Consider the following 16,832-nt stretch of genomic DNA (forward strand, 5'->3'; position numbering starts at 1 on the left):
GCCAGTATGACTTACACAGAGATATCCAGCCGCGAAATCTTGCCCTGCTCGTTCAGTCGAAAGGTGTAGCGCAGCTCCAGCGGGCTGCCGGGGAAATTACCGGAAACCACATTGCTGACCAACACTTTGCCGGTGCGATGCTGCACGTTCAGCACTTCAACCCGAGGCTGATAACGACGCCCGGTGTCTTCCATCCAGCGCGCAATCGCGGCGGTGCCGACTTGATGCTCACCCTCATCAAACACATTGGCATCGTCGGCAAAACATTCGGCAATGGTTGAGGTGTTGCGAGTATTGGTCGCGGCGATGTAGGCCACAATCGCGGGTGCCAACTCAGGAATGGACATGGCGCAGCTCCTTTTTAATGATTTATGACGCCATGCTAAGCCAGGGTTGTGTCAGTTTTTGTCAGGAGTAAACGGCGCGGACTCGTTCTGCTCCATCAGCTTGCGCCAGGCTCGCAACAGGTCACTGCGTCGGCCAGGGTAGCGATCACCCTGAGCTTCGGCTGCGGCCACTCGGTCAGTGCGAAAGGTGCGATAAGCGCCGCGCAACTCGCACCACGCCACAATCACGCGCACGTCATTGAGAAAACCCAGGGCCAGCGGCCAGATCAGGCGCTGGCTCTGGGTTTGGCTGGCGTCGGCGTAATCGATTTGCAGCTTGGCCTGGTTGCGGATCGCCTCGCGAAACACGTTCAGCGGCACGCGATTTTCCGGGTAACCGAACCCCGGAGGGCCGGGCAACAGCGTGGGGTTGCGCAATGCTTCCTGGGCGGCGGGATCAAGCACATCGGCGATTTTCGCCAACGCATTGGCCGCGGCGCGGCTCAGCACGTCGTCGCCACGTTGATCGACATAACGCAGGCCCAGCACGATCGCTTCGGTTTCCTCGGCGTTCAGCATTAATGGCGGCAGAAACAGCCCGCTGCGCAACACGTACCCTACTCCGGCCTCGCCAAAAATCGGTGCCCCCAGCGCTGTCAATTCAGCGATATCGCGATACAGCGTGCGCTCGGACACCTCCAGTTGCGCCGCCAGTACGGCGGCCGTCACCGGGCGTTTCTTGCCCCGCAGGGCCTGCAACAAGGTCAGCAATCGTGTGGTACGCGACACGTCAAACCCATCGAGAAAGGAACAAGTACCGAAGCTTAACAGAGCCTCCTGTCAGAAAACGTCAGCAGTAAAAAAGCCCCTTGACCGAATAAATTACGAAGATCATATTAAATACATGTTTCAGAACATGTAAAAATCACCCCACAGGAGTCTTTGTATGCGCAGTAAAGTCTTTGGTCGCCGCAGCGGCCTGCAGGTATCGGAACTGGCCCTGGGCACCGGTAATTTCGGCACAGGTTGGGGCCATGGCGCCGAGCGCGAAGAAGCCAGGCAGATCTTCGATGGCTACCTCGAAGCAGGAGGCAACTTCCTGGATACCGCCAACGGCTACCAGTTCGGCCAGGCCGAAAAGCTGCTGGGGGAATTTATCGCCGCCGAGCGCGACAACCTGGTGGTCGCCACCAAATACAGCCTGCGCACCCAGCCGTCCGATGAAGGCACGCTCAAGCTCGGTAACAACCGCAAAAACATGGTGCGTGCCGTCGAGGAGAGTCTCAAGCGCTTGAACACCGACCGCATCGACCTGCTCTGGGCGCACATGAGCGATAACGTCACGCCGATGGAAGAGATCCTGCGCGGCTTCGATGACTTGGTGCGTGCCGGCAAGATCCACTACGCCGGCCTCTCCAACTTTCCCGCCTGGCGTATCGCCCGCGCGGATCTGTTGGCCGAAGTGCGCAGCTTCGCGCCGATCATCGGCGTCCAGGTGGAATACAGCCTGGCCGAGCGCAGCGCCGACCGCGAGTTGCTGCCGATGGCCGAAGCGTTGGGCCTGGGCGCCACGCTGTGGTCGCCGTTGGGCGGTGGTTTCCTCACCGGCAAATACCGTGAAACGCAGGACGACAACCGCGCCAACAAACTGGGCATGCTGATCCACTCGGAAAAGAGCGCCCGCGAAACCGCCGTACTCGACACCCTGCTGGCAGTCGCCGGCGAACTCAACGCCAGCCCAACCCACGTCGCCATTGCCTGGCTGCGCGAAAAAGCCCGACGCTCGACCACCGCGCTGATCCCGATCCTCGGCTCTCGCACCCGCGCGCAGCTCGATGCAACCCTGGGTGCGCTGAACGTGCAACTTTCGGCCGAACAAGTGACCCGCCTGGATGGCGCCAGCGCCCTACCGCTGGGCGTTCCGCACGCAATTATTGCCGAGCGTTTCCCTACCGACACCGGCTTGGACGCCCCTCGCCCACCCGTTATCTGAGGCGAAAAAAAACGGCCTGCTTAGGCCGTTTTTTTTAATCGCAGACCTTACGCAAGGCTCTTGCTGACCACCTCGAATACGTCGCTGGACAGCTCACCGGAGGCACGAATGCGCTCCAGCTCCGCCTTCATCAGCGCCTGGCGCGCGCCGTCGTATTTGCGCCAGCGGGTCAGCGGCGCCAACTGGCGCGAAGCGATTTGCGGGTTGAACCCGTTCAACTGGATCACCAAATCGGCCAGGAAACGATAGCCCGAGCCATCGGCGGCGTGGAAGTTGATCAGGTTCTGCCCGGCAAACGCGCCGACCAGCGCCCGCACCTTGTTCGGGTTCTTGAGGGTGAACGCCGGGTGCTCCATCAACGCCCTGACGCGCGCCAAGCCGCCCGGCAAGGTGCTGCCGGCCTGCACGCTGAACCACTGGTCCATGACCAGCGGGTTGTCCTTGAAGTTCTCGGCAAACACCGCCAACGCCTGCGCCTTTTCCGCCTCGAACGGCGAGTTGACCAACACGGCCAGCGCCGTCAGGCGCTCCGTCATGTTGTCGCTGGTGTCGAACTGGTCCAGCGTTGCCGCCAGCACTTCCTGCTTGCCGCTGAGCATCAGGTACGACAGCGCAATGTTCTGCAGGGCGCGACGGGCAAAGTGCTCGGCCGCGGCCACGTAAGGTGTCTGCTTGGACAGCTCACGGTTCGCCTGGTAGCGCAGCCACAGCGATTCGTAGAGGTTGTCGGCCAGCTGCTTGCGCGCATACTCACGGGCGGCGTGAATCGCGTCCACATCCGCCACTTCACTGATTTCAGTCAGGTAGGCCTCGCTTGGCAGCGAGAGCATCTCGGCGACCATCGCCTGGTCCAGGCTTTCATCGCTCAACACCGTGCGCAGCGCGTCGATCAGCCGTTGATCCAGCTTCAGCGGCTGACCCGCTTGATGCTGACCGATCAGCTCCTGCAACACTTGCACCGACAGTTGCTGGCCGGCATCCCAGCGATTGAACCCGTCGCTGTCGTGCTGCATCAGGAACATCAGCTGGTCGCGGTTGTACGGGAAGCTCAGTTTCACCGGCGCCGAGAAGCCGCGCAGCAACGACGGCAGCGGCTGTTCGGCGATATCGACGAAGGTGAAGGTCTGCTCGGCTTCGGTCACCGAAATCACTCGGGACGTAGCGCCAGCGCTGGCCTCACCGGCCAGGCGCAAAGCAATACCGGCGCCGTTGGCGTCCAGCAGGCCCAGCGCCACCGGGATCACGAACGGCAGTTTTTCAACTTTGTCCGGGGTTTGCGGGCAGCTTTGACGGAAGGTCAGGCTGTAGGTCTTGGCAGCGGCGTCGTAGGACTCGCTCACCGCCAGACGCGGTGTACCGGCCTGGCTGTACCAGCGTTTGAACTGGCTCAGGTCCGCGCCGTTGGCGTCTTCCATGGCCTTGATGAAGTCGTCGCACGTCACGGCCTGGCCGTCGTGGCGCTCGAAATAGAGGTCACTGCCCTTACGGAAGCCTTCAGCGCCGAGCAAGGTGTGGATCATGCCGACCACTTCCGAGCCCTTTTCGTACACGGTCAGGGTGTAGAAGTTGGAGATTTCGATGAAGCTGTCCGGGCGCACGGCGTGGGCCATGGGGCCTGCGTCTTCAGCGAACTGGTGAGTGCGCAGGTACGCCACGTCCTGGATGCGCTTGACCGTGGCCGAGTTCATGTCGGCGGAGAAGCCGGAATCACGGAACACCGTGAAGCCTTCCTTCAACGACAGCTGGAACCAGTCGCGGCAGGTCACGCGGTTACCCGACCAGTTGTGGAAGTATTCGTGGGCCACGATCGCCTCAACCCGCTGGTGCGCGGCGTCAGTGGCGGTTTCGGCACGCGCCAGCACGGCGCTGGAGTTGAAGATATTGAGGCCCTTGTTCTCCATGGCGCCCATGTTGAAGTCGTTGACCGCCACGATCATGAAAATGTCGAGGTCGTACTCGCGGCCGTAGGTCTCTTCGTCCCAGCGCATGGATTTTTTCAGGCTGTTCATGGCGTGCTGGCATTTGTCGATGTTTTCCGGCTCGACGTAGATGCGCAGCGCCACTTCACGGCTGGTCATGGTGGTGAAGGTGTCTTCGACGCACCACAAATCACCGGCCACCAGCGCGAACAGGTAGGCCGGTTTCTTGAACGGGTCTTCCCAGGTCGCCCAGTGGCGCCCGTCTTCACCCGGGCCGCTGGCAATCGGGTTGCCGTTCGACAGCAGCACCGGGTAGCTGTGTTGCTCGGCGATCACCGTGGTGGTGAAGGTGCTCATCACGTCCGGGCGGTCGAGGTAGTAAGTGATCTTGCGGAAGCCTTCGGCCTCGCACTGGGTGCAGAACATGCCGCTGGATTTGTACAGGCCTTCCAGCGCGGTGTTGGTTTCCGGGTGGATGCGCACGCTGGTGTCGACCGTGAAGGTCTCGCTGGTCGGGTGCAGGGTCAGGTGGCTGTCGGTCAACTGGTAGTCGGCTTCGCTCAGCTCACGGTCGCCCAGGTTGACGGTCAGCAGTTCAAGCTGCTGGCCATCGAGCACCAGCGGCGGCAGGCCCGCACCACGCTCGGGGTTGCGGCGCATCACCAGCTGCGCGTGGACCAGGCTGTGGTCCTCGAACAACTCGAAGGTCAGGTGCGTCTCTTCGATCAGGTAGTCCGGCGCCTGATAGTCCTTCAGGTAAATCATCTTCGGTTGTTCGGTGCGCATGGGTGGCATCCTTTTACTGATGCACGGCGAGCTGGTAGGCCGTGTACTTACGAATGTTGATAACGCCGGTGTCGAAGATCAGGTATTGGCCCTTGATCCCCAACAACGTGCCTTCGGCAATCGGGTTCTTGTCCAGGTTGAAGCTGACGATCTTGGTCGGATACTGCTCGACCGGGTAGCGGATTTCGATCGGCTCAATGTCGGCAATCGTTTGGATGGCCTGCAGGCCAAAGCGTTCCTGCAAACTCAGCAGGCCTTCGGCGCACGAGGCAAACAGCGCATCGCGCACTTCGGTCAGGTTCACCGCCACCGCATCGCCCTTGAGCAGTGCGCGCCAGTTGGTCTTGTCGGCCACCTGGCTGCGAAACAGGTCTTCGACGAAGCCCGATTGCTGGCGGGTCGCCACGCGCATGATCGGCAGCGCCTGGCTGGCGCCCTGGTCCAGCCAGCGTGTCGGCAGCTGGGTGGCGCGGGTGATGCCGACCTTGATGCCTGACGAATTGGCCAGGTAGACCACGTGGTCGGTCATGCAGAATTGCTCGCCCCAGCCCGGATCACGGCAGGTGCCGGCGTCGTAATGGCAACGCTCGGGGCTCATGATGCACAGGTCGCACTGCGCCAGTTTGGTCATGCACGGGTAGCAATAACCCTGGCTGAAACTGGTTTTGGTCTTGCGGCCGCAATGGCTGCAATGGATGGCGCCGAGGTATTCCAGGCGCACGTGCGTGCCGATCAACGGATTGACCGGCACCTCGGTATCGCCCAGGCGAAACGCGTATTGAACGATCGGCTCACCGAGTTGCGCCGACATTTTGCTGACTGCACCGCGACCAATTTCAATCAATGGATCGCATCCGACTTGAACAGAATGTTCGGCACCGGTGTCGATTTCGACGCGCATTCCTGCGGGCCCATGTAGCCGGTGCGCTGCTCTTCGGGCAGGTTCTGGATTTCCCAGGCGATCACCGCTTGCAGCGACAGCTCACGCTGCTCGGCGGTGAGCTTGCGGCCGTCGGACCACTTGCCGATTTCCACGGCGAGCTTGAGGCTCTCGTAAATGTCCGGGGTGATGTTTTCGATCATTTCAGCAAAAGAGGACATAAGGCTCTTCCTTATCAAATGGAGGCTTTGCGGCGGTTGTACAACCCACCCAGCAAGCCCGTCAGGCAACCGATGACCAAGCCGCTCAGATGAGCCGCGTTGGCGATTTCGCCGAAGCCGATCATCGAGATCAGCCCCGACATGCAGAGCACCAGCCATATCAGCATCATCGCCAGCACCCCGCGAGGCAGGCGATAAGCCGGGTTGGGCGACAGCAACTGGAAAATCCAGCAATGCCCGAGCAAGCCATACAACACGCCGGACAGGCCGCCAAACAGGCTCGGGCCGCCATAGGCGTATTGCGCGTAATTGGAAACCAGGCTGAACAGCAGGGTCAGGCCCAGCAGGTTGATACTGCCCTGGCGCACTTCAATGCGACGGCCGAGTTCCCAGTACCACATGCCGTTCATGGCCAAATGCAGGATGCCGAAGTGGATCAGCATCGGCGTGACCAACCGCCACCATTGCCCCGACGCCATGGTCTCGGCAAAGGGCGTGAACTGAAGGTACTCGCCCGTCACATGGAACGGCAGAAACGTCAGCCAGCTCATGGTTTGCAGGTTTTCACCCAGCAACGTCACCGCGCCGACAATGATGCTCGCCAGCAGCACCAGCGCCGTCACCGGGCTGTGGCGTACCTGCTGAACAAAGCTGGGACGCGTAACGGGCGCCCGCTCGGGGATGTCCAGTTGCTGGTCCGGATCACCGTCGGGAAAGCGTTGGTACAACACGCGCACGTCGTCGCTGATGGTTTCGGGCACCCACAGCACCTGCTCGCCGGCCTCTTCGCTGACACGATGGGGCACTTGCATGCGTTGCAGCAACTTGACGAAACCCGCCAGGTCGACACTCAGCGGCAAGCGCAAAACAGCTACGGTGCTCATGAAATAACCTCAGGGCGCTCAACGTCGACCCAGACAAATTTACGCGGATCCAGCTGGGTTTCCTGGTCCAGCCGATACGCCACCAGCTTGCCGTACAGCACAGCGCTGTAATCCAGGCAGGCCAGGTTCGGGCGGATCGGTGCCGGTTTGCCGCTGCGCCAGTAATGCCCGACGAACAGCAAAGGCTCGTCGACGCCATAACGCAGCAGCGAATTTTTTTCACTGGACGACAGCGGCGTACGCGCCACCGGCTCCGGCAGCGCATCGGGCTGGAACACGATGTCGCCATAGGTTTTCGGGTCGTCTTCCCAGAATTTGGTGCGAAAGAACGAGCGCGTCAGCCCATCGCCACCGGTCAGCGTCAGGCCATCCGGCAGGCGCATGTCGGTGCCGCGCAGCAGGCGGTCGAAGGCGTTGCAGGCAAAACTGCCCGGTACGGCGGCGGCCTGCAGAAAGTGCTGGTCGATGCAGCCATCCGGGAACGTCGCGCGCAGCGGCTGGATAAAGCCCTCGTCCCAACACGCGTGCACCACACGGAAACGCCCGGCGTCGACAAACAGCGGCATGTCATAGAACCAGCCGAGAAAGTCGTGCCAGTCGGCCGGGTGGTGCTCGAACTGGGTCAGGGTCTCGTGGATCAACCGCGCGTGGCGTGGGTTGTGCTCGCGCACGAACTGCTTGCCGCTGCCCGGCGGCGCGGGTGTGCTCCAGCCCAGCGCGTTGAACTCGTGGTTGCCCATGATGCACAGCGCCTGACCGGCCTCGGCCATGTCGTGGACAATATGCAGCGCCTCGCGAATGCGTGGGCCACGGTCGATGATATCGCCGAGGAACACCGCCATTCGCGTCGGATGGCGCCAGGTGCCGCCCTGTTTGTGGTAGCCCAACCGGTCGAGCAAATGCTCAAGAGTATGAGCGCAACCGTGCACGTCACCAATCAGGTCGTAGCTACGCGCGGGATCGAGCATCAGTCGCCTCCACCCCCCAAGCGGCTGCCCCAGCCCAACTTGGTCCGGCACACTTCGTAATAGTTGTGGTCCAGCGGGTGGATCAACCGCAACTTCTGCGCCTTCTTGCTCACGGTGATGGTGTCACCGGGGGCGCAGGTGAAATGGTTCTGCCCGTCACAGGAGACTTGCGGGTAGATCTGCATGTCTTTGGACACCACGATTTTCAGCTCACTGTTGCCATCGACCACAATTGGCCGGCTGGACAACATATGGGGGTACATCGGCACGATCACAATGGCATCCAGCTTGGGGTGCATGATCGGCCCGCCGGCCGACAGCGCATACGCCGTGGAACCGGTCGGCGTGGCCACGATCAGGCCGTCGGCCTTCTGGCTGCACACGAACTGGCCGTCGATATACAGCTCGAACTCGATCATCCGCGTCGACTTGCCGGGGTGCAGCACCACGTCGTTGAGCGCGTCGCCCTGGCCGATGGCTTCGCCGTGGCGGCGTACTTCGGCCTGCAGCAGGAAGCGGTTTTCGACCAAGTAATGGCCATCGAGCACCTTGGCCACTTCGACTTCCAGGTCATCGGGGCGGATATCGGTCAGGAACCCCAAACTGCCGCGGTTGATCCCCAGCACCGGCACGTTATGCCGCGCCAACGCCCGGGCTGCGCCGAGCAGGCTGCCGTCACCGCCGACCACAATCACCATGTCGCAGACTTCGCCGAGCATTTTGCGCGACGAGGTTTGCAGGCCATGGCCCGGCAGGATTTCGGCGATGGTGTCTTCGAGGATCACGTGCAGGTGGCGCTCGAGCAGAAACTTTTTCAGTCGGCGGACGGTGTCCAGCACCTGGGTACTGCCCAAGCGACCGATAATGCCGATATTGCGAAATTGCTCCATGGGGCTCCTGCGGGGTTTGGGGTGTGGCGAAAAACAACGATTATGGGCGAAAGGCCGCGTCAGGCAAAATCCTTTGTCGCCGTGAACCCTTGATGACAATGGTTCTCAGCCACCTGTACAGACGTTAAACGGCTATGCTCGGACCATGACTGTGTTCCCGGATTTGCACAACCTGCCCCGCCAACTGCGCCACCCCGAAGTGCGCGATTTGGCGTGGGTGATGCTTGCCCCGCCGATGCTCGCGCAAACACCCTGGCCGCAGCGCCACCCGCTGGCGGGCAGCGAGTGGGTGCAGGCACCGCATCTGCTGGAGCGATGGTTACGCGCGCTCGATCAAGACAGCAGCGCCTTGCAGCACTGGCTAAGCCTTGCCCGCACACGGCGCCTGGGCCTTTACTACGAGCGCCTATGGCAATTTGCCGTGCAGCATGCGCCGGGCGTGGAATTGCTCGCCGCCAACCTGCCGATCCGCCGCGCCGGGCATACCTTGGGCGAGCTGGACATGCTGCTGCGCGACCGCGATGGCGTGCACCACCTGGAACTGGCGATCAAACTGTATCTCGGGCCGCAGGACGGCAACGGCCTGGACGCCGCGCAATGGCTGGGGCCGGGGTGCCATGATCGGCTGGACCGCAAACTGGCACACCTCGCTCAGCATCAACTGCCGATTTCAGCGCGTGCGGAAAGCCGCGAGGCATTGGCGGCGCTGGATATCCAGCAGTTCGATGCGCATTTGTGGCTCGGCGGGTATTTGCTCTATCCCTGGCCCGGCCAGGCCGAACCCCCTCACGGTGCCCATCCGCAGCATCTGCGGGGGCGCTGGCTGCATCAGCGCGATTGGCCGGCGCTGGTCAGTGCCAGCCCGCCGGGGCGCTGGCAACCGCTGCCCAGGCATGCCTGGCTTGCGCCGGCGCATTACCCGCAGGACGAGGTGTGGAGTGAGCAGCAGATGCAAGGCTGGCTGGCAGCACTGGACCCGATGGCACCCGCGCAGTTGTTGGTGCGCCTTGTGCAAAATGGCGAGGATTGGGAAGAAGCCGAACGCCTGTTCCTGGTGGCCGACCTCTGGCCCAACGTCCCAGGCGTTACTTGACCTTCAAGTGCCGTGCGTACCAGGGCCGCCTCGGCACACGCTTGAACAATGCCTGCAAGCCTTCGTCCTCAGCGGCAAAGGTAATACGCAGCGCCAGCTTCATGGTCTCCGGGTCCATCTCCATCGACCTGCCCATCTGCAACCCCGGCGTGGTGCTGCAGCCGTGAGTGTCCGGCCCCAGCCACGGATCGCCCACTTCCACCCAACGCCCCTGCGCGAACCAGTTCACGCCATTGACCTCAAGCCGGCTGACCTCACCGGGGTTGAAGCGCTCGTGGGCGCGAAACCAATCCTCGATGCGGTCATCGATCCAGCCGTGAAAATGCCAGAACACCGGGTTTACATGGGATGAAAACGGATCACCGAGAAAATCGTTCTCCGCCGCATACCAACGCGCGGCAAAGTCCGACGGGTCGCGGGCGAACGGCACCGGCGCGCCGTTGGACGGGTCACGCGGCACCGAGGCCCAGCGCATGTGCAACCAGTCGTGCAGGCCCAGCTCCATTTCCGAACCCAACTGGCCTAGGGTCAGCTTTGCCAGGTAACGTGGGTCGCGGTATTGGGATTCCCAGACCTGAAAGTTGCTGTGGTAAGTCTGGGCCGCCTTGATATCGCTGACCCACTGGGTGTATTCGCTGTCATCCGGCGCCGACCAACAGGGCGGCAGCGCGAAGCCGTCGTGGTTATCGAAGTAACGCACAAAGCCCAGACGGTCACGTTCCAGCGCCGGCTGTGGCTCGGGGAATTGCGGCCACGACGGCAAATCTTGCATGGAACGCGCAGTGCCGAGCATATGGCGGTGCATGAAAAAGAAGTCGATGCCCGAGCCGTTGCGATCTTTGCGTTTGCCACGTGCGTCGCGTTCCTGGCCGCGCGGGCCGGGCTGCCAGCCGATGCCGCGCAAGGCGTCGCGCTTTTCTTCCGAGAGCTTGTGCCACTGGTCGCGGGTGGCGTGCCAGAGTTGGTGAAACAGGCGGTGCTCCGGCGAAATCAGCCAGGCCAGCAGCGTCGGGTTCAGGCCGATGCGTTGGCGGGCTTCGGGAAACAGCTGTTTGTGGGCGATAAAGCGGTTGTCACGCTCGGTCAATGCCAAGGGGCGATCAAGGTTGAGGATCTGCCCGCTGAGGGTGCTGCTGCCGGCATTAGCGAAGTCGGCCCAGACTTCATCGAGGGTCATCTTGAATTCATAGGCCGGTGCGCCGTCGGCCGCCTCGCGGTCGATCAGGCGCCAGTAAAGCAAGGCGCCCTCGCCTGTCAGCACGTCACCGAGTACGCGGTAACGCGGCTCACCTTCGGCGCGCAGGGCTTCAGCGGTGTCCAGGTAGCCGCGCAGGCCACGGCCACGCGGGGCGATGTCCAGCAGCAGTTCCAGGCCTTGCAGTGGCAAGCCCTTTAGCCCGGCGTCGCGGCCTTCCAGGCGCAGGCTCCACACACCGCGCAAAATGTTCGCCAAATGCTGGCCTTCGGTGTCGGCCAAATCCACCGTGGCCTCGCCCGGGGTAATGGGGAATTCTTCTTCACGCGTCAGCTCGCGATGGGCATAAAAGGCCGCCGGCACGGCAGCGCCCGTCAGCGCCAGGCCTGCGATGAACCCACGTCGAGAGATCGTCATTGTCTACCTTAGGAAACGGCTTAATCAGAGCTAGAACGTTTGCAGCCTTCGCAAATTTACCGCCGCGCGAAGCGGGCCTAAATTTCCCCGGCGATGGCTCGTTCTTCCCTGATAGCAAAGGCCTCAACTGACTGAGATGGCAATGACAAAACCACGTTCGAAAAAGGCGCTGTTGATCGGCCTGCCGCTGGCATTGGCCATCGGCGCCGGGGCCGGCTTTCTGGTCTGGGACCACTGGTTTCGCGGCAATGCCGGTTACCCGCTGGAGGTGATCAAGCAAGCCAATGAAATGCAGGACCGCTTGCTGTCGTTCGACAGCCACATCACGGTGCCGATGGATTTCGGCACGGCCGGCAATGAGGCCGACAAAGATGGCAGCGGCCAGTTCGACCTGGCCAAGGCGGCGCGCGGGCGCTTGTCGGGCGCAGCCCTGACGATTTTCGGCTGGCCGGAAATCTGGAACGGCCCTAACGCGCCGCATAAGCCCACCGACGGTTTTGTCGAGGAGGCTCGCCACGAGCAAGAGGTGCGCTACAAGATCATCTCCGGCATGGTGCGCGACTTTCCCAACCAGGTTGGTATCGCCTACACCCCGGACGATTTGCGCCGCCTGCACGGTGAGGGCAAATTTGCGGTGTTTATCAGCATGCTCAACGCCTACCCGCTGGGCGATGACCTGAACCAACTGGACCTGTGGGCGGCGCGCGGCATGCGCATGTTCGGCTTCAGTTATATCGGCAATAACGCCTGGTCCGACTCGTCGCGCCCACTGCCGTTTTTCAATGATTCGACCGACGCCCTCGAAGGGCTGTCGCCCATCGGCCAACAGGCAGTGCATCGCCTCAATGACCTGGGCGTGATCATCGACGTGTCGCAAATGTCGACCAAAGCCCTGGAGCAGGTGGCGCAATTGAGCCGCACGCCGATGGTGGCGTCCCACTCGGCGCCGCGCGCCTCGGTGGATATCCCGCGCAACCTCAGCGACAAGGAGTTGCAACTGATCAAGAACAGCGGCGGCGTGGTTCAAGTGGTGGGCTTCCCGGCCTATTTGCGTCCGCTGAGCCAGCCAACCCAGGACAAACTCAACGCCCTGCGCGCGCGGTTCGACCTGCCGCCGCTGCCCAACCTGGCCATGGCCCTGATGCCCGGCGACGCAATCATTGCCGCCTGGCCCGAGCAGAAGTTCGGCCAGTACGCCCAAGGCCTGTACGGCATTCTCGAAGAAGAACCCAAGGCCACCCTCAAGGATTGGGGCGACGCCATCGACTACACCGTGCGCAAGATCGGCATCGATCACGTCGGCATCTCGTCGGACTTCAACGACGGCGGCGGCATCCAGGGCTGGGAGAACGTCGGCGAGGTGCGCAACGTCACCGCTGAGCTGATCCAGCGTGGCTACTCCGAAGCCGACATCGCCAAGCTGTGGGGAGGCAACTTCCTTCGGGTGTGGGACCAGGTACAAAAAGCCGCCAAGCCCTTGGCCAACCGCTAACCACCTAGAAGCACGTCCATGACTGATCGCCGTACATTTCTCAAACAGGCCGGTGTCTTCGCCGCCAGCCTGCCGCTGGGCGCTGCGCTGATACCTCAAGCATTGGCCGACAACCCGGCACCCGCTGCGAACGACCCATGGACGGGATTGAAACAGCTGTTCAACCAGGACCCGAACTACCTGCACTTCTCCAACTTCCTGGTGGCCTCGCACCCCAGGCCGGTGCGCGAGGCGATCGACCGTTACCGCCAGCAGATCGACCGCAACCCAGGGCTGGCGATGGATTGGGGTCTTGAGGAAACCTGGAAACGCGAAGGCCAGGTACGGGAATGGGCCGGTCGCTACTTGAATGCCAAGCCGGCGCAAATTGCCCTCACCGGCAGCACCTCCGAAGGGCTGGCGATGATCTACGGCGGGATAAAGCTGCGGCCCGACCAGGAAATCCTCACCACCGTGCACGAGCATTACGCCACCCAGAACGTCCTGGATTTTCGCGTGCTCAAGCAAGGCACGCAGGTGCGCCGGTTCAGGCTGTTCGAAGACGCCAATCGCGTGTCTGCCGACGAAATCCTTGGCAATATCCAGCGCAGTATCCGCCCCAACACCCGCGTGCTGGGCATGACCTGGGTGCAGTCGGGCAGCGGCGTGAAACTACCGATTGGCGAGATCGGCAGGCTGGTGGACGCACTCAACCGTCACCGCGATGAAAACGACCGCATTCTCTACGTGGTGGACGGCGTGCATGGCTTTGGCGTGGAAAACCTCGACTTCCCCGACATGCACTGCGACTTCTTTATCGCCGGCACACATAAATGGATGTTCGGCCCGCGCGGTACCGGCCTGGTGTGCGCCCGTGACGCCGAAAACAAATATGTGACGCCGATGGTGCCGACCTTCTCCGAAGACACCAATTTCGCCACCACCATGACGCCCGGCGGTTACCACGCTTTTGAGCATCGCTGGGCGGTGGACGAAGCCTTCAAGCTGCATTTGCAGTTGGGCAAGCCGCAAGTGCAGGCGCGCATTCACGCGCTCAACAGCGAATTGAAAAGCCGTTTGCTGGCTCACTCGCAGATCGAACTGGTGACGCCGCGCAGCCCTGATCTCTCCGCCGGTTTTACCTTCTTCCGCGTCAAGGGCCAGGACAGCGAGGCCGTGGTCGCCCACATGATGAAAAACCGCGTGGTGATCGATGCGGTAGACCGCGATGTCGGCCCCGTGATTCGCACCTCCCCCGGCCTGCTTAACAGCTCGGATGAAATCCAGCGCTTCATGGGCTTGCTGAGCCAACGGCTGTGAACCCTTTTTCCTTTGAACGAGATGCCCACATGACTCCATCCCGACTCAAGCCCCTCACTGCCCTGGCGCTGACCGCCCTGTGCGGCGCGCTGTTGCCAGGCCTGGCCCAGGCCGCCACCGCGCAACCGGGCAAAGTATTCAAAGACTGCAAGGACTGCCCGGAAATGGTCGTGCTGCCGGCCGGCACCTTTACCATGGGCACCCCGGAAGACGAAGTCGGCCGCGAGCCCGACGAAGGCCCGATGCATGAGGTGACCTTCGCCAAACCCTTTGCCATGAGCCGCTTCCATATCACCGCCGGTGAATGGGACAGCTATATCCGCCAGACCGGCGTCAAGATCGCCGACGGCGACACCCGCCCAGGGCGCGAATGCATCGCCAGCAAGCCACGCTACCCACAAGGCCCGCGCCAGCCGGCGGTGTGCATGGACATGGACGACATCAAGAACTATGTGGCCTGGCTGTCGAAAAAGACCGGGCAGAAGTACCAGATGGTCAGCGAAGCGCAACGTGAATATGCGGCGCGTGCGGGCACCACCGGGCCGTTTCCGTTTCCTTTCGATGAGGGCAAGGGTTACAGCATCGCCGAACATGCCAACACCTACGGCCCGGCGGATGGCTACAGCTATTCCTCGCCGGTGGGCAGCTACCCGCCGAATGCGTTTGGCATGTACGACATGCATGGCAATGTCTATGAGCGGGTTGCCGACTGCGAGCACCCCAACTACGTCGGTGCGCCCACCGACGGCAGCGCCTGGGTCGAACCGAACTGCGAGAGCTACCAGATCCGCGGCAATGACTGGGGCGAAGCGCCCGTGTTTTCACGCTCGGGCAACCGCAACAATATTTACCCGCAAACGCGCGGCGACTGGATTGGCTTTCGGGTAGTGCGCGAGCTTTAAGCGCGGCGCCGTTCAAAATGTGGGAGCTGGTTTGCCTGAGATAGCGGTGTGTCAATCATCCCTTTATCGACAGAGCCGCCGCCTTCGCGGGCAAGCCCGCTCCCACATTTTGCCTTGCATATGTCAGGCAACATTTCGCGGCAATGGCTGGGAGCGGCTGGGCTTAGGGTCGTGCGCAAGCCGTCAAGACCGCCACCATTCAAATGTGGGAGCTGGCTTGCCTGCGATAGCGGTGTGTCAGTCACCCCTGTATCGACAGGGCCGCCGCCTTCGCGGGCAAGCCCGCTCCCACATTTTGCCTTGCGTACATCAGGTAGAAATTCGCGATACCTGTTGGGGGCGGCTGGGCTTAGGGTCGTGCGCAAGCCGTCAAGACCACCACCATTCAAATGTGGGAGCTGGCTTGCCTGCGATAGCGGTGTGTCAGTCACCCCTGTATCGACGGGGCCGCCGCCTTCGCGGGCAAGCCCGCTCCCACATTTTGCTTTGCGTACATCAGGTAAAAATTCGCGGTACCTGTTGGGGCGACTGGGCTTAGGGTCGTGCGCAAGCCGTCAAGACCGCCACCATTCAAATGTGGGAGCTGGCTTGCCTGCGATAGCGGTGTGTCAGTCACCCCTGTATCGACGGGACCGCCGCCTTCGCGGGCAAGCCCGCTCCCACATTTTGGTTCTGCAGGTACCCATAGGGCTGTGTTCAGGCCTGCTTGGCCAACAACTCCAAGCCTTCGTGCAACGCCGGGAACAGGCTGTTGTTGAAGTTGTTCCAGCGCAGTTCGAGGATGGTGTCCTCGGGCGAAATCTCGGTTTTCAGCACGTCGTGAAACACTTCACCCGAATCAATGCCGTTATCCACGTAGTGGAACGACGCGCCGGTGAGGTACAGCGGCTCGGACGGCGTGGTGGCCTTGGTCGCCCAATCCACCACGGTTTGCCCGCGCGCACCATACAACGCATTCCAGGTGGCGTACGCGCCGCGGCGTTCGTAAGGCGATTCGATGCGCGTAATGCCTGGGTGAATGTTCATGATGCGCCGCGCAAACGGCGCGCCTGGCCGCACCAACTCATCCAGAATCACCAGCAAACCATCCAGCACGACGATATCGGCTTTCAATTCCACCAGCGTGTCGTGCAGGCGGCGCTCGAAATCCTGCTTGCCGGCGATGTGCTCGGCGCTGCCGCGTGGCAGACGGCGATAGGTGGACGGCACGCTCAGCAACAAATCGTTAACCAACCGGCCCTGCACCCGCAAATCAACCGGGTACAGCCACTGGCGGCCTGGTTTGTAGGCAAAGCCGTAATCGCTGACCAGTTGCTGGTCGCGCGGGTTCTGTTCGTCATCGTCGTACACCACGCCAACCAGGTTGTACGCCTCGCCCAATGGGGTGTCGTTCAACGAGCCCACCAAAAACTCCAGCACCGACTTCATGTAGCGCTCGTGGTCCTTGTAGGCCACCGGCTGCCCGGCCTTGTCGGCTGCGGCATTTCGCAGGGACCACACATACACCAGGTTCTTTTTCGTCATTGTTTCGCTCTCGCTGAATGGACTGCGCGCGGCGTCGATGCAC

General features: G+C 62.0%; 15 protein-coding genes. 5 read left to right on the forward strand and 10 right to left on the reverse strand.

Annotated elements, in window-relative coordinates; all coding sequences use genetic code 11:
- Positions 1-11: 11 nt before the first annotated feature.
- Together ACP7B3_RS03855 and ACP7B3_RS03860 are read right to left on the reverse strand one after the other, a co-directional pair.
- Entirely contained in the window at positions 12-347 is a 336-nt protein-coding gene (locus ACP7B3_RS03855; protein WP_404483108.1) for a nuclear transport factor 2 family protein, read from the reverse strand.
- A 51-nt stretch (positions 348-398) separates the two neighbouring features.
- Positions 399-1,115, reverse strand: a complete 717-nt coding sequence (locus tag ACP7B3_RS03860) for a helix-turn-helix transcriptional regulator (RefSeq protein WP_145165712.1) — start codon at positions 1,113-1,115, stop codon at positions 399-401.
- 157 nt (positions 1,116-1,272) lie between these two features.
- On the opposite strand from ACP7B3_RS03860, the gene ACP7B3_RS03865 reads away from it, so the two are divergent.
- A complete protein-coding gene (locus ACP7B3_RS03865; RefSeq protein ID WP_426177968.1) occupies positions 1,273-2,319 on the forward strand; it encodes an aldo/keto reductase in 1,047 nt (348 codons plus the stop codon).
- Positions 2,320-2,366: 47 nt separating this feature from the next.
- On the opposite strand, the gene pepN is transcribed toward ACP7B3_RS03865, so the two are convergent.
- From pepN to ACP7B3_RS03895, 6 genes are read right to left on the reverse strand one after another with little or no spacing between them, the layout of a single operon-like run.
- Positions 2,367-5,024, reverse strand: coding sequence for an aminopeptidase N (pepN, locus tag ACP7B3_RS03870; RefSeq protein ID WP_426177970.1), 2,658 nt, complete (start codon positions 5,022-5,024; stop codon positions 2,367-2,369).
- Between the two features lie 13 nt (positions 5,025-5,037).
- Complete coding sequence (locus ACP7B3_RS03875) at positions 5,038-5,868, reverse strand: DUF2797 domain-containing protein (RefSeq protein ID WP_426178109.1); 831 nt, start codon at positions 5,866-5,868, stop codon at positions 5,038-5,040.
- On the reverse strand, positions 5,865-6,125 hold the full coding sequence (locus tag ACP7B3_RS03880; RefSeq protein WP_426177972.1) for a YeaC family protein: 261 nt from the start codon (positions 6,123-6,125) through the stop codon (positions 5,865-5,867). Before ACP7B3_RS03880 ends, ACP7B3_RS03875 begins: the two co-directional genes overlap by 4 nt.
- Before the next feature lie 14 nt (positions 6,126-6,139).
- Entirely contained in the window at positions 6,140-7,009 is an 870-nt protein-coding gene (locus ACP7B3_RS03885) for a rhomboid family intramembrane serine protease (RefSeq protein WP_242198358.1), read from the reverse strand.
- Positions 7,006-7,980, reverse strand: coding sequence for a metallophosphoesterase (locus ACP7B3_RS03890; protein WP_178119752.1), 975 nt, complete (start codon positions 7,978-7,980; stop codon positions 7,006-7,008). The genes ACP7B3_RS03885 and ACP7B3_RS03890 overlap by 4 nt, the downstream gene beginning before the upstream one ends.
- On the reverse strand, positions 7,977-8,867 hold the full coding sequence (locus ACP7B3_RS03895) for an NAD(+) kinase (protein WP_010210870.1): 891 nt from the start codon (positions 8,865-8,867) through the stop codon (positions 7,977-7,979). Before ACP7B3_RS03895 ends, ACP7B3_RS03890 begins: the two co-directional genes overlap by 4 nt.
- 145 nt (positions 8,868-9,012) lie before the next feature.
- Between ACP7B3_RS03895 and ACP7B3_RS03900 the strand changes: the two genes are divergently transcribed.
- Positions 9,013-9,960: a DUF1853 family protein gene (locus ACP7B3_RS03900; protein ID WP_426177975.1), complete on the forward strand. Its 948-nt coding sequence runs from the start codon at positions 9,013-9,015 to the stop codon at positions 9,958-9,960.
- Here the strand turns inward: ACP7B3_RS03900 and ACP7B3_RS03905 are convergent.
- Positions 9,953-11,572: a PvdJ/PvdD/PvdP-like protein gene (locus ACP7B3_RS03905; RefSeq protein WP_426177977.1), complete on the reverse strand. Its 1,620-nt coding sequence runs from the start codon at positions 11,570-11,572 to the stop codon at positions 9,953-9,955. The genes ACP7B3_RS03900 and ACP7B3_RS03905 overlap by 8 nt on opposite strands.
- 142 nt (positions 11,573-11,714) lie before the next feature.
- On the opposite strand from ACP7B3_RS03905, the gene pvdM reads away from it, so the two are divergent.
- Genes pvdM through ACP7B3_RS03920 form a run of 3 tightly spaced genes read left to right on the forward strand, consistent with a single transcriptional unit; the run spans position 11,715 to position 15,265 of the window.
- Positions 11,715-13,064 (forward strand): pyoverdine-tailoring dipeptidase-like protein PvdM, encoded by a 1,350-nt coding sequence (gene pvdM / locus ACP7B3_RS03910; RefSeq protein WP_242198368.1) that lies wholly within the window; start codon positions 11,715-11,717, stop codon positions 13,062-13,064.
- A gap of 18 nt (positions 13,065-13,082) precedes the next feature.
- Positions 13,083-14,363 carry an aminotransferase class V-fold PLP-dependent enzyme gene (locus tag ACP7B3_RS03915; RefSeq protein WP_426177979.1) on the forward strand — a complete coding sequence of 427 codons (1,281 nt, stop codon included), beginning with the start codon at positions 13,083-13,085 and terminating at the stop codon, positions 14,361-14,363.
- Between the two features lie 29 nt (positions 14,364-14,392).
- On the forward strand, positions 14,393-15,265 hold the full coding sequence (locus tag ACP7B3_RS03920) for a formylglycine-generating enzyme family protein (RefSeq protein ID WP_145165722.1): 873 nt from the start codon (positions 14,393-14,395) through the stop codon (positions 15,263-15,265).
- A gap of 696 nt (positions 15,266-15,961) precedes the next feature.
- On the opposite strand, the gene ACP7B3_RS03925 is transcribed toward ACP7B3_RS03920, so the two are convergent.
- Entirely contained in the window at positions 15,962-16,789 is an 828-nt protein-coding gene (locus ACP7B3_RS03925; RefSeq protein ID WP_416363290.1) for a N(5)-hydroxyornithine transformylase PvdF, read from the reverse strand.
- Positions 16,790-16,832 lie beyond the last annotated feature (43 nt).

Source organism: Pseudomonas sp. TWRC1-2 (assembly GCF_049896685.1).
Taxonomy (GTDB): Bacteria; Pseudomonadota; Gammaproteobacteria; order Pseudomonadales; family Pseudomonadaceae; genus Aquipseudomonas.